Genomic DNA, 21,858 nt, shown 5'->3' with positions numbered 1-21,858 from the left:
GACCGGTTGATCAGCGTTGTTCCAGCGGCACATATTCCTGTTCAAAGTCACCGGTATACATGGCCCGGGGCCGGAAGATCCGGTTCTTCTGCAGGTATTCCAGCACCCTGGCGGTCCAGCCGGCCACCCGGCTGACGGCAAAGAGCGGCGTAAACATGGCTGGGTCAATACCCATCCGGCTGTAGACAATGCCGGAATAGAAGTCAACGTTGGGAAAAATCTTCTTTTCCTTGCCGAACTCATCGTGGACCTGTTTTTCAAGCTCTTGGGCAACGGTAAAAAGTCTGAGGTTGTCATCGTTGAATTTTTTGATGCGGTAGGCCGCCATCGGTCCGAGAACCCGGGCCCGGGGATCGTAGGCCTTGTAGACCCGGTGGCCAAAGCCGGGAATTTTCCTGCTTTCCCGACTGGCTGAACGAACCCAGGCTTTCACCTTTTCCGGGCTGCCGATCTCTTTCAGGGTATGGAGGACCTGTTCATTGGCACCTCCATGGAGCGGGCCGCTGAGAGCTGCAATCCCTGAACCAACGGAAAAGTAGATGTCGGAAAGGGTGGAGGCCACCACCATGGACGCGAAGGTGCTGGCATTCATACCGTGGTCCGCATGCAGGATCAGGGCAATATCCATGATCCGTTCCTGCAGGGGGGTCGGACGGGTGCCATTCATCATATACAGCAGGTTGGCCGCATGGCTGAGTTCAGGGTCCGGCTCAATGGCCATATTCCCCTGGCGGACCCGGGCAATGGCCGCGGTAATGGTCGGCACCCCGGCAATCAGGTGGTAGCAGGCCTCCAGACCGCTGGCTTTCTCGCCACTCATTTTCCGTTTTTTCGCCCTCTTTTTGGAACTGAACTCATAGATGGCATGTTCTTCCCCGGTGGGCAGGGTTTCCATGGGAATGGAGTCTTCATCGGCGCTGATGGCATCGTCAATGGCCGGCCGGCCGCTCTCCTTGTCCCGATCGGTAAATTCCTGACGCATGAGCAGAGTCCCCATGCGCAAAGCAGCCATGGAATTCATCTCTTCAACCGGGAACCCCATGAGAATACGCAGGGTTTTATTCAGATAACGATACTGTATCAGTTTCTGCTTATACTCCTCCAGCTCCTGGGCAGTGGGCAGACTGCCATGCAGGAGAAGATAACTGACCTCCTCATAGGTGGAATAAGCGCAGAGATCAAAGATATCATAGCCCCGGTAAACCAGCCAACCCTTGGCTCCGTTCACGTAACCCACCTTGCTCTCACAGGCAATGGCACCCTCCAGTCCGGGACCAATAGTGCAATTCAGGGGCCAGCGGACCACTTTCTGGGCATGGGGATGGCCTGGTTCGTTCTTGGTTTCCCGGCGGGCCTTCGCCGCCGCCTTGACAATGATGTCAGTTATTTTCCTCGTTTCCGGATGCATAGAGTTCTCCTTTTCACCACCTTATCCAAATAGACAACAGAAGGTTCAAAATGATCGGAACCAGCAATGAAGCAAAATCCTGCTGCCTCTTTAAAACAAACGCTAATTTTATCATTTTTAGAGCAAAAAATAAACGAAAAACAACACTTTACCGCCAAAACAAGGGGCCGAAATAGAGTCAAAGAGATGATAACAGGGGGCAAAAAGAATTTTAGGGAGGATCGGTGCGGGCACGAAAATCACCGGTCTGGATTGGAATGGCAATGGCAAGCAAGACGGTATAAACCAGCAGACCGAAGGCCAGCACCCCGATGGAGATGGTGATTTCCCGCAGGTTGGGCAGGTATTCATATATCTCCCCCAGCGGCGTGGGGGTAAAACCGGGGTTGACCAACCCCAGACCTTTTTCTATCCACACCCCGATGAGCATCATGACGCAGGCACCGTTCAGGGTAAAGAGATTCTTCCTGGTCCGCGGATAGATCAGAATGCAGAGACTGGTCACGTTGAACGCGATTGCCGTCCAGGTGAACGGCACCAGCTGTGTTTTGCCGTGGAGACCAAAAAAAAGATATTGGATATGGCTCACATGCCAGGTATTGGAATAAAATTCCTTAAATACCTCAGCCCCCAGCAGGAACAGGTTGACAAACATCGACCAGCCGACCATCTCAGCCAGCTTGAAGAGCGCTTCATCGGCAACTTTCAACGGTGAAAATTTTCTGATCACCTGGAAAATCAGGATGATCAGCGAAGGGCCGGAGCAGAAAGCCGAAGCCAGAAACCGGGGGGCCATGATTGAAGCATTCCAGAACGGTCTAGCCGGCAGACCACCATAGAGATAAGAGGTGACAGCATGAATGGCAACCGCGCCGGGAATCGAAAGGCAGATGAGCAACCAGAAGAGCGTCTTGTTGGGTGCCGTCCCTCGATAAAGATTACTGAGGACATACCAGGAGATCAGCAGGTTGAGCAGCAGATACAGGTTGAGGACCACCACATCCCAGGCCAGCATCGACTGGGGCCAGTTGAGCCGGCCGATTTTCGGCAGCAGATGCCAGAAACGATCCGGACGGCCAAGATCAATCATGACAAAGGTGATACACATGACAATTGCGGCCACCGCCAGCAATTCGCCCAGGAGCACAATCTCCTTGATGGGTTTCCAGTTGTACAGATAGGCTGGAATCACCAGCAGGACCGCCGCGGCGGCGACACCCACCAGGTAGGTGAAGTTGGCAATATACAACCCCCAGGAAACCTGATCACGCATATTGGTAACAATCAAACCGCGGTCGAACTGAACCCGGTAGGCACAGGCACCGGTTAAAATCAGCAGGACAAGGCTGGCCAGCCAGAGATAATACCAGCGGTTGCCCTTCACCAGAAGCAGCAGCAAGCCTTTGATGGTTGATTGTTCAGTCATGGTCAGGAAAAATAGTAGTAGAAGTTAGGTTGCGTGTTCAGCTCTTCCTTGAAGCGAAACACCCGTTTATGCTCCAGGATATAACGAATCTCGCTGTCCTGATCCAGCAGGTTGCCGAATTTGCGCGCCCCTACCGGACATGCCTCGACGCAGGCCGGGTAGCGTCCTTCCCGGACCCGCTGGATGCAGAAGGTGCATTTGCCAACGACATTTTTCTCCTGGGGACGGTTGCCCAGGTAGTGAGTATGCGTATTAATTTCATTAATTGGCAGGGTCGGCGCGGCCCAGTTGAAATGGCGGGCATCGTAGGGGCAGGCAGCCATACAGTAGCGGCAGCCGATGCACCAGTTGTAGTCAACCACAACCATACCGTCCGGCTCTTTCCAAGTAGCTTGTACCGGACAGGCCTTGACACAGGGGGGATTGGCGCACTGCTGGCACTGAACCGGCATATAGTAATATCCCTCTTCGGGAACCTTGTCGGGAGCATAATACCTTTCTGCATCTTCAGGGTTCATCGAACCGTTGGGAAACCGCAGAACCTTGATCCAATGAATCTGAGGATCGCTGCGAGACAGGTTGTTTTCCTCGGCACAGGCATAGACGCACCGGCGGCAGCCGATGCACTTTGACAGATCAAGAGCATAGGCAAAAGCGGTTTCCGGCAGCGGGCCGGTGGCGGAAAGCTGAAATTCACGACCATAGCAGCGGCGGTACTGATCTTTGAGCCGCCGCAGAACCTGTTCAAGCTCCGCTGGCGCCAACTCACTGAAGTGCTTCTGGGAAAACTCCTCCCACGTGCAGCCAGGCAGCAGCCCTGGCAGGGTTAGCAGGCCGGCGCCAACCAGCGATTTTTTGAGAAAATCCCGCCGCGTTACGCTGTCGTTCCTATCCAACTCGACGCTTTTTGCCGAATCATTCTTCAATGGGGCCTCTTTTCATGGGTAGGAACCCGGTCATTGCCGGGCCGCGGCTTCAGGGGCGGTGGTGCAGGAACAAGGGGAACAAAAGCCGGTGCATGGGGATTATGGCAATGGGCACAGAGCAGATAGCGCTTGGGACCGCGCCAAAAACCGGTCCGCTTGCCATGCACACCGGCCCGCCAGTCTCGATAGATGGTTCCATGACACTGACCGCAGAGCAGATAGGATTCGGTGAAGGGGATGGTTGCTCCCGAGGTCAACCGCAGCCGGTCCCGGTCGTTGGCATCATGGCAGTCAAGACACCAGCGCACCTGCTCCGCATGGTGCAGCCGGATATCCTGATGCTCATCAACCAGCTGCCGCTTTTTAGTATTGACCTCAAGGTCACGGTGACAGTCGGAGCAGGGAAAGATACCCTCGCTGAAAGGCGGCGGCGGCACCGGATATTCCTGCAGGGGCTCAACTGCCAACCCGGTATCTGGCAACAGCATAAATAAAAAAAACACTGCCAAGCCAGTCAGCAGATACCGGAAATCAGAGAATCGAAAAACTGGTACTATTGATAAAGACGAGCTCATCATATCCCATACGGTCCATTTTCGGTATAGCTTAGCGAATTACAGGGATAAGTCAAGGGCAAAAACAAAAAAGATCAGCGAACACGGTAGCGCGGTTGTGAAAGATGGGAGCTTTTGCAGCGTGGGCAGCGGCCGGGGGGCGTATGGCGGCGGCGTTTAATAAACTGATAGCCGCAGGCCAAGCAGCTGGCCGGCACCATCTCCAGCCGCCGGTTCCGGGATGCCAGGGAGCGGGCGACATGGTCCAGATGATGATAGACCTCCGCTTCCCTGATCCCCAGGTCCTGCGACAGTTCCCAGGCTCCGAGATGCTTTTCGGTCAGCAGCTCAATTATCTGCTGCCGGATGCTGGCGCTCTCTGTTGACATTCCCGCCCCCTGATCAGGGTGGATAGGATTGCAGTTTTTCCTCACCGGCAAGGACACGGTCGGCGGTAGCCAGCAGGGCTGTCATCTCACATTCGCCGGGGTAGATGAAAAGCGGCCCAAGGAATTCGATCCGGCTTCTGAGCCAGCCAAGCAGCATGGCCGATCTGGCCAGCGATCCGGTCAGCACCACAGCATCCACCTGCCCCGCCAGAACCGCGGCCATGGAACCAATATCTTTGGCAATCTGGTAGGCCATTGTCTCGTAAATCAGCGCTGCTTGATTGTCGCCATCGGCAATGCGCTGTTCAACCACCAGAGCATCTTTGGTTCCCAGATAAGCCTGTAGGCCGCCCTCGCCCACCAGCCGCTTTTCAAATCGTTCACGGCAATCGGCATGGGCCAGAGCCAGGACAAAAAGTTCCATAGTGGGCAGGGAGCCGGCCCGTTCCGGGGAAAAAGGCCCCTCGCTGAGACCATTGGTACAATCAATGACCTTTCCTAAACAATGGGCGCCAACGGTTATCCCGCCGCCCAGATGGGCAACTATCAGCCGACAGTGGTCGTACTCCTTCCCCAACGCTGCAGCTGCCTGACGACCGGCAGCCTTGTGACTGAGAGCATGGAAAGCGCTGACCCGCTCCAGGTCGGGAAGTCCGGAGGGGCGGGCCAGGGCAATAAATTCATCAGTAGACGGCGGATCAACAGCAACAGCCAAACAACCGGCTCGGAGGGCCAGGCGGGCAGCCAGCACCGGCCCCAGGGAGGAGGGATGCTTGCCATACGTTCCCCGACGCAGATCATCAAGCATCGGCTCCGTAATGAGGTAACTGCCGGCATCTCCGGGCCGCTGCAAGCCACCACGACTGACAACAATGGCAACCTCTTCCAAAAACCGGCCGCAACTGGAAAGGAACCGGCAGACGGCTTCTTCAAGCCGGTCCACCTCGACAGCAAAACAATCCTGGTGAAAAAGGGTCTCCCGGTCAGCGATGGCCAGGGGAAAACTTTCCTGGCACAAAACCTTGTCCGCTGCTGCAAGGGCGATCTTTACCGATGTGGAACCTACATTGAGCGCCAGAATCATCCTTTTCTCCCCTCCCGGGCCACCACCGCCAGAGCAATTTCTGCCAGCCGCTGTTTCTGGCACAGGGGGCCGGAGTTGAGCACAATGGCATTGTCGCCATGGAGCAAAACGCCAATGGTCGGCACCTGGCCGATATATTTAAGGAATGTTGAAAAAAAATAAGCGCTGTTGGTATCCGGCAGCACATAGAAATCATAGTTACCGGATTGTTCAGAAAAGACCCCCTTGCGGATGGCAGCCGTTTTGCTGAGGGCGCAATCAACATCCAGCGGCCCATGAATGGCCAGCCGCCGGCCAAACTGCTGCCGGGTGCTCATCTGGGCTAACACTGCAGCAATAACAGTAGAAGGTATTTTAGGGTTGATGGTTTCAATGGGAGCCAGGGCGGCACCGTAAATCCTGCGCCGGGGCAGCAGAGAAGTAAGTAGCCCGGCCAGGGCATTGACCTGGCTGACCTTCTGCTCCAACACAGGCTTGACCGCCACCAGCGGATCAATAACAAAAAATGTTTTTCGCCGCTCCCGGTCATAAAAAACCGCTCCATAGGTGGAACCGCTATCCAACCCCTCGTTCTCTAAAAAATAGGACAGGAACTGCTTGCGATTTTCATTGCCCTGGAAAATCATCTCCACTTCCCCCGCGGCCAGCATGGCACTGCACATGGCCATCGTCTCATGGAGGCTTTTGGAACGGATAAAGGTTGTCATCCCGTCATATTTCTTACGGCCGACGAATACCGGCCTGATCAACCCTCGACGTTCAGCATGGACAAAGGGGCCCACCTGTTCTTCGGTTTCAACCAGGGCCACCGCGCACCTTTTGGGTTTTGCTTTTGCCGCTGCGGAAAAAATTTCCGGATAAAGCTCTTCAGCCATTGTTCCTCCTTTCCTGCAGCGCCACCAGGCCTACCCCGAAGGTTAATTCACGCAAAATGGAATCAGCACCATCAGCCCTGGAGGGCAGCAGAACCGGCCCACGATCGGTATGACTGTAGGAAACCCGGACAATGCCTTTGATGAAAAAATCCAGTTTGACCACCACGTTGCCGGTATTCAGGTCGGGAAGGAGGAGAATATGGGGCAGCCGGTCAAGGTCAAGCCTGCCGTCATGGCTGGCCGTCACCACCTCTTTCAATGAGGTTGCATCGGTAAGATGATAGCGCCCCCGATGATCCCTGATGGAGGGGGTTTTCAATCCCTGTCCAATGTCACTTTTGAGGTGCAGATTGGAGGGGTCGGAAATCAGCTCGGTTACCCGGGGATTGGAACAGCCAAGGACTTGGGCAGCCTTGACGGCATTGTCAACAATTTCCAGTTTCTGCTGCTCATTGGGAGAAATGTTGGCCCCGGCATCGGTAAGCAGCACCAGATGGTTGCATTGTTCCAAGTCCCAGACGGTAATCACGCTGACGATGGAACCCTCGCCATACTGCTTTTTTTTACGGATAATTGAGCGATAAATAAAGCTGGTGGGAATCTGTCCCTTGCTGACCATCCGGACATCACCATCATAGAGCATGGCCAGCGCCCGGTCAGCTACTTCCTGCCGGTCTTTGATCTCGATAATTTCCTGGGCATCACAGGCCAGACCGGCCTTTTCCGCCGCCCGGGCAATCAGTACGGGATTGCCGATGAGCACCGGTTCAATCAACGACTGGTCGCTGGCCAGTTTGATCGCCTGCATAAACTCCTGGTCTTCAGGAGCAATGATGGCAATTCTTACCGGCTTTGATTGATGGGCCAGATCAAATATTTCCGCTAGTGAACGAACCATTATCAACCTCGTGTTTCATCATTCCTGGTTGGGAAATCCTTCGTAAAAACTGCCCTTCATTTCATTGCTGCCGGCGCTTCTCCTGACGCTGCTGCTGGCGGTAGCGGGAACGTTCCATTGCCTCCTGATAACGACGTTTTTCGTCTCCAGTCTCCAGAATAAGCGGCGGAACCTCCACTGCTCTGCCATTGCTGTCCAGGGCCACAAAGGTAAGATAGGATGAGGCTATATGGCTCGTCTGACCGGTCAGCAGATCTTCCCTTTCCACCCGCACTCCGATCTCCATTGACGACCGGCCGGTCAGGTTTAGGCTGGCTTTAAAAAATACCAGGTTGCCGATATACGCTGGATAGTGAAAGTCAAGCCGGTCGATGGAAGCGGTAACCACATTCCGGCGTGCATGGCGGGTGGCAACCACCCCGGCCGTCGTGTCAATCAGCTTCATGATCACCCCGCCATGGACGTTGCCCGCTGGATTGGCATCCACAGGCAACATCACATGAGCAATGGTAACACTGCTTTCCCGCGCGGTTTTTCCCTGCATCATAGCCTCCATTGACCGTCACCCGCCAGAACAACCGGGACAACTAAACTTCCAGTTAACATTAGATAATACCATGCAGGGGACCGCCAGCAGCTCCAAGGTCATCCACCCGCTTCTCAACTGCCGGGTCATCCAGCAGTGGCGGTGCATGGTGGGGCTTCTGCCGGGCATCAATAATCAGCGGCCCACCACAGCCCCAATGTTTGGCCTCAATCACCGCATCAATACCATAGATGTCGCTGGCCGGGTCGGAGCGGGTGAAGGTAACCCAGAGGAAATTACTGAGGCTCCGGGAAACAAATTCGCTGTCATCAACCACCACGATGAGGGGCAGAAAATCATAGACCAGAGAGTCATTACCCTGGCAGAAGCGGAGCATATCTCCGTCCTGATTCGCCGGCAACGATGATGTGCATGCCGGACCCCGAACAGCCATGACACCAGGGAGACAGATACGGGGATCGGTGAAACCGGACGGCAAGGAAATATCTGTCGGAATCTCAACCGCCAGCTCCCGCCGACAGGGACCAGCCGCAGCTACGACCACTTTTGACCCCTCGTGCAAACCGCTGCCGGAATAATCAAGAGTGTCAATAGTTGTCCTGGTCTGGAAATGGAGATCACGGCGCCAGTCAACCCGGGCCAGCAAATGGGAGAAAAATGCCGGGATATCATCAATATCCAGCCCCGGATTATCCTGACCGGCAACAATAAGCAGATACTTGGCCAACGACAGCTGGCCCTGACCGAGGATGGCATTAGCCTGGGTCAGCAGCTCCCGGGGCTGGCGCTCATCGGCATAAGGAACATAGCGTTCACTGCCGATTGCCAACAGCAACGGATGGACCCCGGCAGCATCGACAGCATTCACCGCCTTGACACCCGGCAACACATCAGCAATCAATTCACCAGTCAGCTGGTGAATAAAGGCCCCAAAACTGGTATCTTCCTGGGGCGGCCGGCCAACGGTGGTAAAAGGCCAGATTGCACCATCCCGATGCCAGACCCGTTCAATGTCCAGGACGGGAAAATCATGGGCCAGGCTGTAATAACCAAGATGATCGCCAAAAGGACCTTCCGGCAGCGTTTTTCCCGGTTTCACGGTTCCCTGTAGACAGAAATCGATTTCCGCCGGCATCGGCAGCTGGCCGTGACGACCTACCATGGTCATCTGACGGCCGCCCAGCAAGCCGGCAAACGCCAGCTCCGGCATCCCTTCCGGCAGCGGCATAACGGCAGCCACCATCAGGGCCGGCGGACCGCCGACAAAAACATTGACCCTCAGCGGCTGCCGGCGCTCCAGGGCCTCGGCATGGTGAACGCCGATGCCCCGATGGAGCTGGTAATGAAGTCCCACTTCGCGATTTGGCTCATAGCGGCCGCCGGCCAGCTGCACCCGGTACATTCCCAGGTTGCCGTGCTGCCAGCCGGGGTTGCCGGGGCTTTCGGAATATACCAATGGCAGGGTAATAAAAGGACCGCCGTCACCGGGCCAGGATTGAATCCAGGGCAAGGCGTCGACGGTCGTCCGATGGTTCAGGATGGGGCCGCGGGCAACCTTTCGGGGCCACAGATGCCAAGCTGCCCGGGGCAATGACAACAGACAGCCGGGATCTTTGAGCAGCTTCCCGGGTGCCGTTTTTAAGTTCACCAGCCGCTCAATATCCCGCAGGGTATCACGGAACATGAACCGGGTTCTTTCCAAAGTACCGAACAGGTTGCCAACCAGGGGAAAACGGCAGCCTTTGACCCGGCTGAAAAACAGCGCCGGCCCGCCAGCCTGGCATACCCGCCGCTGGATGGCGCCCACTTCCAGATAGGGATCAACCTCGTTGCTGATCCGGATAAGCTGGCCGGCAGTTTCCAGATCCAGGATGCATTCGCGCAGGTTTTTATAGCCCATCATGCCTCTCAATCATCGCCAGACAGACAGAGCCGGGAGCCGCCGCCCTGGCCGCCAGGCGGCAGCTGATCCGCACCATTATTTTACTGATCAGCAAAGGAAACTCCCTCCACCTGGGTGCGGCGGGCCAGCTTGAATACCGAAGCAAACTCCAGCACCGGCCGCCCCTCATCGTTGAGCACCGTTGCCTCTCCATGCAGCAGCCGATCCTCAGACTTGAGGACCTTGGCTTTCGCGGTCACCACTCCCTGTTTGACCGGATAGAGAAACCTGGTCTGCAGCGAAATGGTAGCGAAGTGGCTTTTGGGCGGCACAATGCTTTTGATCGCCATGACCACTGCCGTATCTGCCAGGCTCACCAGGGCTCCGCCATGGAGCAAGCCGGCACCTTGGGCAAATTGTCGATAGAAAGGCATTGTCAGCACGGCCTCGCCATTGGCTGCTTCGACAATGGTCATGGCCAGCAACTCTTCAAAGGGGGCACAGCTAATCCACCCCGGCATCTCCAGTTGATGGGGACCGGTCGACCGGCCGCCCTCGTCTACAGGTTCATCGGTCATCATCAAAATCTCTGCTAAAAAATGTGACAAGATAACGACATTGTTTTTGTTTGACTGCATACGCACACTGACATAAAAAAAACCGTGTACAACTGCCAAGGAACAATGCCGGCTTTGTGAATGCTGCCTTGATCAGCACATTTGCTGATCAAGGCAACTGCTCAAGGAACAACCGAGGTCAGCCAGCAGCCACCTTCCAAATAAATCGTCCCCCGTTTCTGCAGACTGGTCATGGTTTCCCCGTAGGCGCTCTTATAGTCGCCCAGTTCATAGGCATCTACTGTTTCGGCAAACCACCGGCTTGCCAGCAGGTGATCAAAAAAACGATCTGACGGAAATGATTTGTGCATCAATAACGTATAGACGGTTATCTTCTTCAGCAGATCAGCACCGATGGCTGAACGCTGTTTTTCATAATGGGCCAGATTTCTTTGTGCCCTGGCAATAGCGCCGGTGAAATCGGCGAAAGGCTTCCCGTGCCCGGGGTACACTTTCTTCACCTCCAGCAGAGCCAGTCTTTCCAACGACTCCTGCCAGTCCTTCAAGGCATGGCTACCCTCCAACCGTTCGGTAAGGACAGCCTGACCATACTCCCACAGGATATCCGATGAAATCAAAATCTTTTCCCGCCGGTTGTAGAGGGCAATGCCGTCAGCGGAATGGCCCGGCACATGAATTACCTGAAATTCATGCGGCCCGACAGTCACCGGGTCGCCATCAGCCAGAGAATGGGTGGCATGGAAAAACTCGGCCTCCTGGTGATAGTAGCCTGACCAGGTGGCCAGGTTGTCCCCGGCATCAACCCATGCCTTGCCCACCTCATGGAGGGCAATATCACACCCAGACAGTTGCTGAATCCGCTTATGAGCCCCAATATGATCACAATGGCAATGGGTTGAGACAATAAGGCCAACCTTCATGGGATCAACCCCCAGTTTACCAATCAGCTGCAGGGTCCGTTCGACATCACCCAAATAACCGCTATCAATGAGCAGCGGGGCCGCACCACGATAGACAAAATGGTTGCCATTGAGATATCCCCGCTCAATAAAAAAAAGATCCTCACAAACTTGCTGCATCACTTGGCAATAATACTCCCACGATGACAATTCCCGGCTTCATGGGTCATCCTGACGTAGCCGCAAAGTCCATCAAAAGCTGACCTGGTCCAGTTTTTCCTCCACCCGGGTGTCATAGAATTGCTGGCGCAACCGGGGTACCACCAGCCACTGGCCGCTGGCGGCAGCCACTAGTTCATAACCACCATCATTGTCCAGTGATAGAACCTGGCCGGTGGCATAGTAGACCTGCCTGCTGCTGCGGCCTTTGACTCGGGGCGTCGGGGAGGCAAAAATCAGCTTTTCAGCCACTCCCACGGGACGCTGAAAAGTAAGGTCTAAACGAACCGTAACCCCAAACAGTTCGCCGGCAATAAATCCCGACCAGCCGCAGATCTCATCAAGCACCGCGCCGATCACACCGGGGTGGAGCATTTCCTGCCCCTGCTGAAACCAGTGGGCAACTGCAGCGTCAGCGGCAGCAAAACCATATCGGGCCAGTATATAGTCCTGGCCAGCGAAAGACCCCTGGAAAAACCGGCGCCCGATTCCCGGCGCCTGACGCTGGTTGCCGCAGATAAAACAGTTCTCATAGATAGACAAGGCCCTGAGCATCCCTGCAGACTCCAGCTCGGCAACCGGCGGCAGGGGCAGACATGCGTCGTCATTACCGTCGGCAACAGGTTCTGCAGCACCGGCAAGGTAATTTTTCTCTTCTCCCTGCCGCTTCATCTGCAACTCAACCCGCCGCAGTTCATGGTTCATTCGGGCGGTCATCTGTAGTTGGTCACCTAGGCGACAGACATCGCCGAACTTCAGGGACAGAGAGCAGGGATAGGGCAGATTCCGGCCGGTTTCCTGAAGCCATGCCAGATCAGCCAGATCAATAAGCGCACTGATGCCGATCCCCCCATGGGGAATATCCAGCCAGCCCTCATGCCTCTTTTCCATCAGCAGAGAGGCATCCAATCCACCGGCAACCACAGCGATGGTATTCAGGCAAAAACCCTGCCGGCAGGCAAAACAATTTTCATGTCCCTGAACATTCATGTCATCGTTCCTACACATATTCCCACTAACATTGAGTACTCCTAGCTACACAAAGCACCCTCTAGCTATACCTCAACTTGCCGGCCGAGTCAAAAAAAACACCGCCGATAAGACGGTGTTACAAAATAACACTGGCCATCTCAGCGATTCAACCAGCAAACGCCATGAACTGTTTGCAGAAAACCTGGAATGCCGGAAAATCTATTGACATTTTCCTGAGCATGAACACATAGCTATGAATATCATTCATACTAATTGATAGTGAAAGGGACAACGCTATGTTTTTTCAACAATTCAAGGTAGATGGTCTGGGATGCCTCTCCTACATGATCGGCTGCCCCCGGGATGGTCGGGTGATTGTCGTTGATCCGAAACGTGACATTGCCGATTACCTGTTGGCTGCCAAAGAGCAGAAAATGGTCATCAGCCACATCATCGAAACCCATGTGCATGCCGATCACATCTCCGGCGCCATGGAACTCAGGAAAGCAACCGGGGCGGCCATTCATATCGGCGCCGGCAGCCCGGTATCCTACGATCATATTCCCCTTCATGATGGTGATGAACTGATCCTTGGGGCCGTCAAAATGGAGTTCATTGCCACCCCCGGACACACACCCCATGCCGTCTCAGTCGCCGTTGCCGATCTTGTCCGCGGCAAGATGCCACAGCTGCTGTTGACCGGCGATCTGCTGTTTGTCGGCAGTATCGGCCGCCCAGACCTGGCCGGCGACGAACTGCTTGATGAACAGATCGCCAACCTCTACAACAGTCTGTACAGCAAACTGAGTCGTTTCGGCGATTACGTTGAGGTCTACCCGGCCCACGGGGAAGGCTCCCTGTGCGGTGCCGGACTGAGTGCAAAGCCCTCTTCCACCCTGGGTTATGAGCGGCATACCAATCCCTACTTCAACCACAGTAGAGAGGATTTCAAACAGCTCATCAAACGGGAAATCCCCCACCGGCCAAAAAATTTTTCAACCATTATTGCCACGAACAAACAAGGCGCCTCGGTGGAGGAAGCGTTGCCGGTGGTCAGAGCAAAAAGTCCGGCTGCCATCAAACAATTTCTCAGCAACCCCCAGGAGCATGTGCTGGTTGACCTCCGGGAAGCGGCAGCTTTCGGCGGCGCCCACATCCCCGGCAGCATCAACATCGGCATGACGTCAAATTCCGCCTCATGGATAGGCAATGTGGTGGATCCAGCGATGCATATTATCCTGCTGGGAGACCGGCAGGAGCAGATAACCATGGCAACCACCATGTTTCGCCGGGTGGGCTATGACCGGATTGTGGGTTCCTGCATCGGCCTGTCCGACTGGATACTGACGGGCAATGCAACCGGCTTTCTCCCTCAGGTATCCATCCATAGTTTACAAGACATCCTGCGAAAATATCCCAACCACACAATTATCGACATCCGCACCGAAGCGGAATGGCAGGCCGGTCACTTGGCTGAAGCCATCCACCTGCCTCTGCCGCGACTGCTTGCCAAGGACATCAGCAACAGCCGGGCAGATCATATCAGCCTGATCTGCGGTTCCGGCTATCGCTCCAATATCGGCGCCTCGATGCTCAAGAACCAAGGATGGCAAAACACCTACAGCGTCATCGGCGGGATGAATGCCTGGCGAGCCGCCGGGTTCTCCATGGTCAGCTGAAAACCATGCAAAGCCGCCTGACCTGTGCTCCAGCTTAACACATACATCCGCCCCTGGTTCCGCAAAGTTTCATTGACCATATCCATCAAAAAGCCCCCGGACCAAAGGTTGGTCCGGGGGCTTTATCGTTAACAGCCAACGATTCAAAATTCCGGCATGCTATCAGGCAAATTGGGGCACTGCCACCGTCTGCCGGGGAGAGGCAACCCGGGCGGCGGCTGGCTGGCCTTCCAGGGGAGTAACAATTTCCCAGGCCTCAGGCTGCGACCATACTGCTTTTACCAATTGATGGTTGAGAGCATGTCCTGCCTTATGGGCCGTTACCCGGGCAATAAGAGGTATCCCCAAGAGGCTCATATCACCCAGACAATCAAGCACTTTGTGGCGGACAAACTCGTCAGGGAAACGCAAGCCGCCCTCATTCATCACCCCGAAGTCATCCAGGACAACTGCATTTTCCAGGGATCCACCCTGAGCCAGATTATGCGCTTTAAGCATCTCAACCTCTTTCAGGAAACCGAAGGTGCGGGCGCGGCTGATCTGGCGTTCAAAATGACGATCGGTAAAATCAAGGGTATAAGCCTGTTTACGGATCAGCGGATGAGCAAAATCAATCAAGCAGGAAATCGACAGCGAGGCGGCCGGCTCCAGAGAAATCCACTTATCTCCCTCGGTAACGGTTACATTGTCCCTGATCACCAGAAATTTCTTCGGTGCAGACTGGGATACAATACCAGCGGTTTTGATCAGAAAAACAAAAGGACTGGCACTACCATCCATAATGGGAATCTCATCACCGTGAACCTCTATAAGGGCGTTATCAACACCCATACCGTACAAAGCCGCAAGCAGATGTTCCACAGTTCCGATCTGCACCCCATCTTTACCCAATGAGGTGGCGTAGTTGGTGGCCACCACATGTTCGGCAACCGCCTCGATGAGGATACGCTGTTCCCCGGCCACCCGCACAAAGAGGATGCCATGGTCCACCGGCGCAGGCTGCAGAACAATGGTAACTTTCTTCCCTGAATGCAACCCGATACCCGTTGCATAGATCTCTTTTTTCAATGTTCTTTGAAAAAGCATCACTCTTTCCTTTATCAGTCATCTCCCGTAAGAAGCTTATCACGGGAAATCATAGTCAATGAAATACGGACAGCCACACGGCTCTAGACAAAAGCAAAAATTATACCAAAAAAGAACCAGCCAACCATTGACTGCCGTCAATATACCACCATAAAAGATTAATTGCTTATGATATCAAAAGGTTATAACTAAAAAAACAAGGACACCCATCACCATCAACGGCTTCCGGCTGCCCTTTCAGGTACGGGACGAAAACTACCCAGTGAGACGATTTTGTCCTTGAGATGAGACAATAATGTCTCATTAAAAGATAGACGTTACTTGCCCCGCCGGCCGCATTACCGTTTCAGGGCCGACCGGCATCAAGCTGCTGCTGGAGCAATTCATTAACCAGGCCGGGATTTGCTTGGCCCCTGGTCTGCCGCATCACCTGTCCGACAAGGAAACCAAACACCTTCTGTTTGCCACCATAGTATTTTTCAACTTCGGCCGGGTTGGCCGCCAGCACCTGCCGGACAACTTCCGCCAAGGCGCTGGTGTCATCAATCTGCACCAGCCCCTGGGCGGCAACAATAGCGGCGGGATCATTCTGCCGCTCCCGGTACATGGTGGCAAAAACTTTTTTAGCTATCTTACCACTGATTGTCCCGGCCTCAATCATGGCCAACAGCGCGGCCAGGCCGGCCGGAGTTACGGGACATGCATCAATTGACGTTTTCTCATCGTTAAGGTAGCGGAGCAGCTCGGACATGACCCAATTGCTGACCATTTTCGGATTGGCAAACCGTTTCACTGCTTCTTCAAAAAAATCAGCCAGCGCCCGGCTGCTGGTCAAGCCTTCAGCATCCACCTCGGCAAGTTCATAGGTACTGATAAAACGGGTCTTTTTGGCTTGGGGCAATTCAGGCAATGACGCACCCAAATCAGAAATCCACTCTGCAGGAATCTGAACCGGTAGCAGATCAGGATCGGGGAAATAGCGGTAGTCATGGGCCTCTTCCTTACCTCTCATGGAAATGGTCATGGCTTTCTCAACATCCCACAGCCGGGTTTCCTGAACCACTTGGCCGCCGCCGGCAATGACTTTCCGCTGGCGCTCCACCTCGTACTCAATTGCCCGCTGGACGTTGCGGAAGGAGTTCATATTCTTCAGTTCCGCCCGGGTGCCAAATTCCTGCTGCCCAAAAGGACGGATGGAAACATTGGCATCACAGCGAAAACTGCCCTCCTCCATATTGCCATCACAGATCTCCAGATAGACCAGGATATCCCGTAGTGCCCTGAGGTAGGCGACAGCTTCAGCCGAACTGCGCATATCCGGTTCACTGACAATTTCCAACAATGGTACGCAGGCACGGTTATAGTCCACATAACTAACCCCGTAGAGGTGCTCTGGATGAACCAGCTTGCCGGCATCCTCTTCCATATGGATGCGAGTAATGCCAATCCGCTTCTGCTCCTGGCCGGCAACCTTGATATCGAGATAACCACCCAAACAGATGGGACGGTCAAACTGAGAAATCTGGTACCCTTTGGGCAAATCGGGATAAAAATAATTCTTGCGGGCAAAAACACTATCATTGACAATCTGACAGTTGGTAGCCAAACCGGCTTTCACCGCATATTCAACTACCCGGCGGTTAAGAACCGGCAGGGCTCCGGGCAGGCCGGTACATACCGGACAGGTATTGGCGTTCGGCTCATCACCAAAAGAGGTGGCGCAGGAGCAGAATATTTTTGTTTTCGTCCGTAGCTGGGCATGCACTTCCAGCCCGATTACAACTTCAAAATCCATGTGACTCTCCATAACGGATGGGTAACCCTAGAAAGGCAAGATGTTTCTCATCAGTTTGCGCTCCCATTAATGACCGGTTTTTCCCGATGCCAGTCGGTTGCCTGTTCATACTGATGGGCAGCCTGGAAAAGGGATTCTTCGGCAAACGGCCTGGCAATCATCTGCAAACCAATGGGCAGCCCCGACTTGCTGAAGCCGCAAGGCAGCGAGAGGGCCGGCAGGCCGGCAAGGTTTACCGGAATCGTCAGAATATCGGTAAGATACATCTGCAGCGGGTCATCAACCTTCTCGCCGATCCTGAAGGCCGGTGTCGGCGATACGGGCGAGACAATGATATCGCAAGAGGAAAACACAGTTTCAAAATCTTGCTTGATCAGAGTCCGCACCTGTTGGGCCTTTTTATAGTAGGCATCGTAGTAGCCGGCTGATAGGGCATAGGTTCCCAGCATAATCCGGCGCTTAACTTCCGGGCCAAAACCCTCGGACCTGGTCTGGCAATACATCTCTAGCAAACCGTCAGCATCGGGTGACCGATAACCGTACTTCACCCCGTCATAGCGGGCCAGATTAGAGCTTGCTTCAGCGGTGGCCACCAGGTAGTAGGTAGCAACCGCATAGTCGCTATGGGGCAGATTTACTTCCCTTATAGTGGCTCCCTGATCTGCAAAAAAACCGATGGCCCGCCGCACAGCTTGTTCCACCTCGGTATCCATCCCTTCGACAAAATACTCCTGGGGAATTCCCACCGTCAGGGAACGAAGATCACGATCAAGGAGGGTATGCCAGGTTGGCACCGGTTCTTTGACCGATGTGGAATCATGGTGATCATAGCCGGCGACAACCGATAGCAGCAGGGCAGCATCGGCTACCGTTTTAGTGAAGGTACCGATCTGATCCAGAGAAGAGGCAAAAGCCACCAGGCCGTAGCGGGAAACCCGGCCATAGGTGGGTTTCAAGCCAACAACCCCGCAAAAGGACGCCGGTTGACGAATGGAGCCGCCGGTATCGGAGCCCAGAGAAGCAATACATTCATCGGCCGCCACCGCGGATGCCGAACCGCCACTGGAACCACCGGGGACACATTCAAGGTTCCAAGGATTTCTGGTGAGCTGAAATGCTGAGTTTTCCGTTGATGACCCCATGGCGAACTCATCCATATTAAGTTTGCCGGTCAGCACCGCTCCAGCCTGCCGCAGCCGGTGAACCACGGTGGCATCGTAGGCGGGAACATAGTGCTCGAGAATTTTGGAGGCACAGGTAGTCCGCATTCCCTTGGTTGACAACAAATCCTTGAGACCAAGGGGAATGCCGGTCACCGGCGACACCGCTTCTCCGGCCGCCAGCCGCCGATCGGCCTCAGCGGCCTGTGCACGGGCCCCGATCACATCCACCAGCAGATAGGAACCAACCTGCTGGTCAACCTCACCTATCCGCCTCAGAACTGACTCGGTTATCTCCATCGCTGAAACCTCACGGCGCTGCAGCTTCTGCTGCAGCTGGGTCAGCGTCTGCGCATATAATTCCATAAAAGCTCCTTGCCCGATTCAGATCAGGCTGGTACTGAAATAGCGCTCAATACGATCCGGCAGAATGGTTACCACCCTCTTGTCGGGACCAAGCTCCCGGGCAACCTTAATGGCCGCCCAAACGTTGGCTCCTGAAGATGTTCCCACCAGCGTACCTTCACAGCCAGCCAGCTTACGGGCCATCTCAATGGCATTCTCATCACTGACGGTCACCACCTCATCAATCAGTGAAACATCCAGCACCGGCGGCACAAAGCCATCACCGATGCCCTGAATCTGGTGCAGGCCAGGCTCCTGACCGAGAAGGGCAGCTGAATTTTCCGGCTCCACCGCAACAATTTTCACCAGGGAATTCTGTTCTTTAAGAAACTTGCCGGCACCGCCCAACGTTCCACCGCTGCCAACCCCGGCGACAAAAGCATCAACATTGCCTTCCAACTGTTTCCACAGCTCCGCCCCGGTGGTTAGGTAATGAACTTCCGGGTTGTCAGGATTTTCAAACTGGCCGACAACATAGGCATTGGGAATCCCGGCTGCCAGCTCTTTCACTTTATTGACTGAACCGGTCAGACTCTCTTGTGAGGGGGTCAGCACCAGTTCGGCCCCCAGGGCCCGAATAATCTTTTTTCTTTCCTCACTCATATCTTCTGGCATGACGATAATCACCCGATAACCGCGGTGAATGCCGACGAAGGCCACGGCAATGCCGGTATTTCCCGATGTTGCCTCGATAATCACCGATCCGGGCTGCAAATCACCTCTTTTCTCAGCCTGGGTAATCATGTATTTTGCCACCCGATCTTTGACGCTGCCACCAGGATTCAGGTATTCGGCTTTTGCAAAGATGGGAATGGACGAAACCTTCGCCAACCTGAGAATCGGCGTATTGCCGATTACATTGAGAATGTCATAAAATTCCATACTCCCCTTTCCTCCTCAAACGGCATGGTTCCTGCGACCGCGTTGCAATGAAAGCAGACAACCGACAGCAGCAAGGCCACCGGGAACAAAACCGGTCAATAGTGTTGCAAAAAAAACCGGGCTAGTCTACTATAACTCCTTCGATAAATAAAGTTGTTTATCCCAACTTCCATCAGCGGATCAGCATGCTCAGACCATTCAGCTCCCACATGAGGCAGCAGTTCATCAACATTGTGCCGGCCATGGTGTTTTTTTCCATCCTGGCCATCAGCTATCCGGCTGCGGCAGCAACGCAAAACTTTGCTTTTCTGGCCCAGATTACCAGGAGGCAGTATCCCCATGCCCATGCTGTCCTGGCTTTGGAAAAAGAAACCATTACCTATGCGGCCAACGGCACTTCCAGAGCTGAAGACGAGGTTTTCCTCACCATATTGGATGAGCAGGGAAAACAGGAACATGGCGTGTTATCTTTCCAGGTAAACCGCTCCTATGCAAAGTTGGATATCCCCCTCCTGGAGATCATCAAGCCGGACGGCCGGCTGCTTTCGGTTGACTTTGAAAAGAACTCCCGGGAGGATACATCAACCCGCAACAGCAGGATGAATATCTACAATCCCAACCAGCGGACAATCAACATTTTCCTCCCAGGTCTGGAGATCGGTGACACCATTCATTACCTGACCAGGCAGGAACGTTTCAAGACAATCATCCCTGACCAGATGTATGGCATGGTGTTGGGACAGTATCTCTTTCCCATCCGCACCTACCATTTCACCCTGAAGGGACCCGCTTCACTGCCCATCAACCACCTGATAAAGGATGAGGTTGCCGGCTGCGTCAGCTATCATGAAGAAAAGGAAAAAAATCTGGTGATCAGAAACTGGACTTTCAAAGACGTACCACCAGTGGTTCCCGAACCCTCGATGCCGCCCCTCAGACAGGTAGCAATGCGTCTGCTGTTTTCATCCCTTGATTCATGGGAACAAATATCACGTTGGTACCATGAGCTGGTGGAACCCAAACTGAAACCGACCCCTGAAATGACGGAAATGGTTGCAACCTTGACGGCCGGGAAACACACTGCCGAGGAAAAAATAACCGCCGTCTACTATTTTGTTGCCCAGCAGGTCCGCTATATGGGAATCACCACTGAAACCGACCGGCCCGGCTTTGAACCCCACGACGTTGGCCTGACTTTCAGCCGTCGGCATGGGGTGTGCCGCGACAAGGCCGCCCTGCTGGTCAGCATGCTGAGGCTGGCCGGTTTTGCAGCCAACCCGGTCCTGATAAGCCTTGACGAAAAGCTGGATCGTGAAATTCCCCTGCCCTATTTCAACCATGCCATCACGGTGGCCAGCAACAGCAAGGGTGAACCGGCCTGGTTTATGGATCCTACATCGGAAACCAGTCGGCAGTTGCTGCCTGATTATGAACGGGATGCCTCCTATCTGATCGCCGACCAGCAGGGCACCTCCCTGAGTCTGATACCGCCGGTACTGCCGGAGGAAAACCGGTTCTCCCTCCACATCAATGACCGGATCCAGCCGGATAACAGCCTTGCCGGAACGATCACCGCCACCTGTCGTGGTTTCGCCGACACCGCCATGCGCTCACTCCTCATGCGCCGCAGCCGGGAAGAACAGAAAGATTTCCTTGAGCAGATGATTTTGCGGCGGCGGCCGGAAATAAAGGTCACCAATCTCAACTGGTCAGACCCGGCTGACCGGGCAACTCTGTTCACCTTTTCCTGTTCATTCAGTCTTCCCGACGCTATCCGCTGGCTGGACCAGCAGAGAGGCATTTTCCTGCCGGCCAGCAATATGGCCGACCCCGGCATCCTGGACCGCTGGATTCTTGGCAAAGCGGATATGACCACCAGAAGCTACCCGCTCCGCCTGGGATACACCTACAGCACGGTTGTCGAGGAACAGATTGCCGCCAACCCTCTGTTACAGCAGCTGGAACTGCCACCCGCTACGGCAATTGACACTAAGTATTTCAACTACCAAACTCTCTATGTCGGCAAAGGGGAAGAACAGCTGACCATCACCCGCACCTTTGCCCTCAAGCAACTGGAGGTCCCAGCTGCCTCGTACCAGGAAATTACCTCCCTCCAGCATGACCGCAACCAGGAGGTACTGCTACCCATTCTGATTACCAGAAAGCCATGATACGGCAACAAGGCAATAAGGCA

19 protein-coding genes are annotated in these 21,858 nt (G+C 54.5%); 2 read left to right on the top strand and 17 right to left on the bottom strand.

Features of this window, described 5'->3' with window-relative positions:
• Positions 1-10: 10 nt before the first annotated feature.
• From JXO50_02485 to JXO50_02425, 13 genes are all read right to left on the bottom strand, one after another.
• Positions 11-1,408 carry a citrate/2-methylcitrate synthase gene (locus tag JXO50_02485; GenBank protein MBN2331951.1) on the bottom strand — a complete coding sequence of 466 codons (1,398 nt, stop codon included), beginning with the start codon at positions 1,406-1,408 and terminating at the stop codon, positions 11-13.
• A 211-nt stretch (positions 1,409-1,619) separates the two neighbouring features.
• The gene (nrfD, locus tag JXO50_02480) at positions 1,620-2,834 is read right to left on the bottom strand and encodes a polysulfide reductase NrfD (protein MBN2331950.1); all 1,215 of its coding nucleotides are present in this window, start codon (positions 2,832-2,834) and stop codon (positions 1,620-1,622) included.
• Positions 2,835-2,836: 2 nt separating this feature from the next.
• Positions 2,837-3,760: a 4Fe-4S dicluster domain-containing protein gene (locus JXO50_02475; GenBank protein ID MBN2331949.1), complete on the bottom strand. Its 924-nt coding sequence runs from the start codon at positions 3,758-3,760 to the stop codon at positions 2,837-2,839.
• A complete protein-coding gene (locus JXO50_02470) occupies positions 3,757-4,338 on the bottom strand; it encodes a hypothetical protein (GenBank protein MBN2331948.1) in 582 nt (193 codons plus the stop codon). Before JXO50_02470 ends, JXO50_02475 begins: the two co-directional genes overlap by 4 nt.
• A gap of 71 nt (positions 4,339-4,409) precedes the next feature.
• Entirely contained in the window at positions 4,410-4,703 is a 294-nt protein-coding gene (locus tag JXO50_02465) for a transcriptional regulator (protein MBN2331947.1), read from the bottom strand.
• A gap of 13 nt (positions 4,704-4,716) precedes the next feature.
• Positions 4,717-5,787 carry a butyrate kinase gene (gene buk, locus JXO50_02460; protein ID MBN2331946.1) on the bottom strand — a complete coding sequence of 357 codons (1,071 nt, stop codon included), beginning with the start codon at positions 5,785-5,787 and terminating at the stop codon, positions 4,717-4,719.
• Positions 5,784-6,662, bottom strand: a complete 879-nt coding sequence (locus JXO50_02455) for a hypothetical protein (protein ID MBN2331945.1) — start codon at positions 6,660-6,662, stop codon at positions 5,784-5,786. The genes buk and JXO50_02455 overlap by 4 nt, the downstream gene beginning before the upstream one ends.
• Positions 6,655-7,560 (bottom strand): hypothetical protein, encoded by a 906-nt coding sequence (locus JXO50_02450; protein ID MBN2331944.1) that lies wholly within the window; start codon positions 7,558-7,560, stop codon positions 6,655-6,657. The genes JXO50_02455 and JXO50_02450 overlap by 8 nt, the downstream gene beginning before the upstream one ends.
• Positions 7,561-7,621: 61 nt before the next feature.
• Positions 7,622-8,104, bottom strand: coding sequence for an acyl-CoA thioesterase (locus JXO50_02445; GenBank protein ID MBN2331943.1), 483 nt, complete (start codon positions 8,102-8,104; stop codon positions 7,622-7,624).
• Between the two features lie 61 nt (positions 8,105-8,165).
• Complete coding sequence (locus JXO50_02440; GenBank protein MBN2331942.1) at positions 8,166-10,007, bottom strand: UbiD family decarboxylase; 1,842 nt, start codon at positions 10,005-10,007, stop codon at positions 8,166-8,168.
• 83 nt (positions 10,008-10,090) lie between these two features.
• Positions 10,091-10,567, bottom strand: coding sequence for a PaaI family thioesterase (locus JXO50_02435; GenBank protein ID MBN2331941.1), 477 nt, complete (start codon positions 10,565-10,567; stop codon positions 10,091-10,093).
• 161 nt (positions 10,568-10,728) lie between these two features.
• Entirely contained in the window at positions 10,729-11,649 is a 921-nt protein-coding gene (locus JXO50_02430; protein MBN2331940.1) for an MBL fold metallo-hydrolase, read from the bottom strand.
• 69 nt (positions 11,650-11,718) lie between these two features.
• Positions 11,719-12,675, bottom strand: a complete 957-nt coding sequence (locus tag JXO50_02425) for a hypothetical protein (GenBank protein MBN2331939.1) — start codon at positions 12,673-12,675, stop codon at positions 11,719-11,721.
• A gap of 278 nt (positions 12,676-12,953) precedes the next feature.
• Between JXO50_02425 and JXO50_02420 the strand changes: the two genes are divergently transcribed.
• The gene (locus JXO50_02420) at positions 12,954-14,336 is read left to right on the top strand and encodes an MBL fold metallo-hydrolase (GenBank protein ID MBN2331938.1); all 1,383 of its coding nucleotides are present in this window, start codon (positions 12,954-12,956) and stop codon (positions 14,334-14,336) included.
• A gap of 162 nt (positions 14,337-14,498) precedes the next feature.
• Here JXO50_02420 and JXO50_02415 read toward each other — a convergent pair whose 3' ends face one another.
• The 4 genes from JXO50_02415 to cysK all read right to left on the bottom strand — a co-directional run bounded on the left by JXO50_02415 (position 14,499) and on the right by cysK (position 19,664).
• Positions 14,499-15,422 (bottom strand): UDP-3-O-acyl-N-acetylglucosamine deacetylase, encoded by a 924-nt coding sequence (locus tag JXO50_02415; protein ID MBN2331937.1) that lies wholly within the window; start codon positions 15,420-15,422, stop codon positions 14,499-14,501.
• 346 nt (positions 15,423-15,768) lie between these two features.
• Positions 15,769-17,217: an Asp-tRNA(Asn)/Glu-tRNA(Gln) amidotransferase subunit GatB gene (gene gatB / locus JXO50_02410; protein ID MBN2331936.1), complete on the bottom strand. Its 1,449-nt coding sequence runs from the start codon at positions 17,215-17,217 to the stop codon at positions 15,769-15,771.
• A gap of 50 nt (positions 17,218-17,267) precedes the next feature.
• A complete protein-coding gene (gene gatA, locus JXO50_02405; GenBank protein MBN2331935.1) occupies positions 17,268-18,743 on the bottom strand; it encodes an Asp-tRNA(Asn)/Glu-tRNA(Gln) amidotransferase subunit GatA in 1,476 nt (491 codons plus the stop codon).
• A gap of 18 nt (positions 18,744-18,761) precedes the next feature.
• Positions 18,762-19,664, bottom strand: coding sequence for a cysteine synthase A (cysK, locus tag JXO50_02400; protein ID MBN2331934.1), 903 nt, complete (start codon positions 19,662-19,664; stop codon positions 18,762-18,764).
• Between the two features lie 185 nt (positions 19,665-19,849).
• Here cysK and JXO50_02395 point away from each other — a divergent pair, with 185 nt between their 5' ends.
• On the top strand, positions 19,850-21,835 hold the full coding sequence (locus JXO50_02395; protein ID MBN2331933.1) for a DUF3857 and transglutaminase domain-containing protein: 1,986 nt from the start codon (positions 19,850-19,852) through the stop codon (positions 21,833-21,835).
• The last annotated feature ends 23 nt before the right edge of the window (positions 21,836-21,858 follow it).

This window comes from Candidatus Anaeroferrophillus wilburensis, from assembly GCA_016934315.1.
GTDB classification, from domain to species: domain Bacteria; phylum Desulfobacterota; class Anaeroferrophillalia; order Anaeroferrophillales; family Anaeroferrophillaceae; genus Anaeroferrophillus; species Anaeroferrophillus wilburensis.
This window is presented reverse-complemented; position numbering and strand designations above follow the sequence as displayed.

Bases quoted from the DNA above. Each gene is read 5' to 3' on its own strand.
- JXO50_02485 (MBN2331951.1), bottom strand. From the start codon at position 1,408: ATGCATCCGGAAACGAGGAAAATAACTGACATCATTGTCAAGGCGGCG.
- nrfD (MBN2331950.1), bottom strand. From the start codon at position 2,834: ATGACTGAACAATCAACCATCAAAGGCTTGCTGCTGCTTCTGGTGAAG.
- JXO50_02470 (MBN2331948.1), bottom strand. From the start codon at position 4,338: ATGATGAGCTCGTCTTTATCAATAGTACCAGTTTTTCGATTCTCTGAT.
- JXO50_02465 (MBN2331947.1), bottom strand. From the start codon at position 4,703: ATGTCAACAGAGAGCGCCAGCATCCGGCAGCAGATAATTGAGCTGCTG.
- buk (MBN2331946.1), bottom strand. From the start codon at position 5,787: ATGATTCTGGCGCTCAATGTAGGTTCCACATCGGTAAAGATCGCCCTT.
- JXO50_02455 (MBN2331945.1), bottom strand. From the start codon at position 6,662: ATGGCTGAAGAGCTTTATCCGGAAATTTTTTCCGCAGCGGCAAAAGCA.
- JXO50_02450 (MBN2331944.1), bottom strand. From the start codon at position 7,560: ATGGTTCGTTCACTAGCGGAAATATTTGATCTGGCCCATCAATCAAAG.
- JXO50_02445 (MBN2331943.1), bottom strand. From the start codon at position 8,104: ATGCAGGGAAAAACCGCGCGGGAAAGCAGTGTTACCATTGCTCATGTG.
- JXO50_02440 (MBN2331942.1), bottom strand. From the start codon at position 10,007: ATGGGCTATAAAAACCTGCGCGAATGCATCCTGGATCTGGAAACTGCC.
- JXO50_02435 (MBN2331941.1), bottom strand. From the start codon at position 10,567: ATGACCGATGAACCTGTAGACGAGGGCGGCCGGTCGACCGGTCCCCAT.
- JXO50_02425 (MBN2331939.1), bottom strand. From the start codon at position 12,675: ATGAATGTTCAGGGACATGAAAATTGTTTTGCCTGCCGGCAGGGTTTT.
- JXO50_02420 (MBN2331938.1), top strand. From the start codon at position 12,954: ATGTTTTTTCAACAATTCAAGGTAGATGGTCTGGGATGCCTCTCCTAC.
- JXO50_02415 (MBN2331937.1), bottom strand. From the start codon at position 15,422: ATGCTTTTTCAAAGAACATTGAAAAAAGAGATCTATGCAACGGGTATC.
- gatB (MBN2331936.1), bottom strand. From the start codon at position 17,217: ATGGATTTTGAAGTTGTAATCGGGCTGGAAGTGCATGCCCAGCTACGG.
- gatA (MBN2331935.1), bottom strand. From the start codon at position 18,743: ATGGAATTATATGCGCAGACGCTGACCCAGCTGCAGCAGAAGCTGCAG.
- cysK (MBN2331934.1), bottom strand. From the start codon at position 19,664: ATGGAATTTTATGACATTCTCAATGTAATCGGCAATACGCCGATTCTC.
- JXO50_02395 (MBN2331933.1), top strand. From the start codon at position 19,850: ATGCTCAGACCATTCAGCTCCCACATGAGGCAGCAGTTCATCAACATT.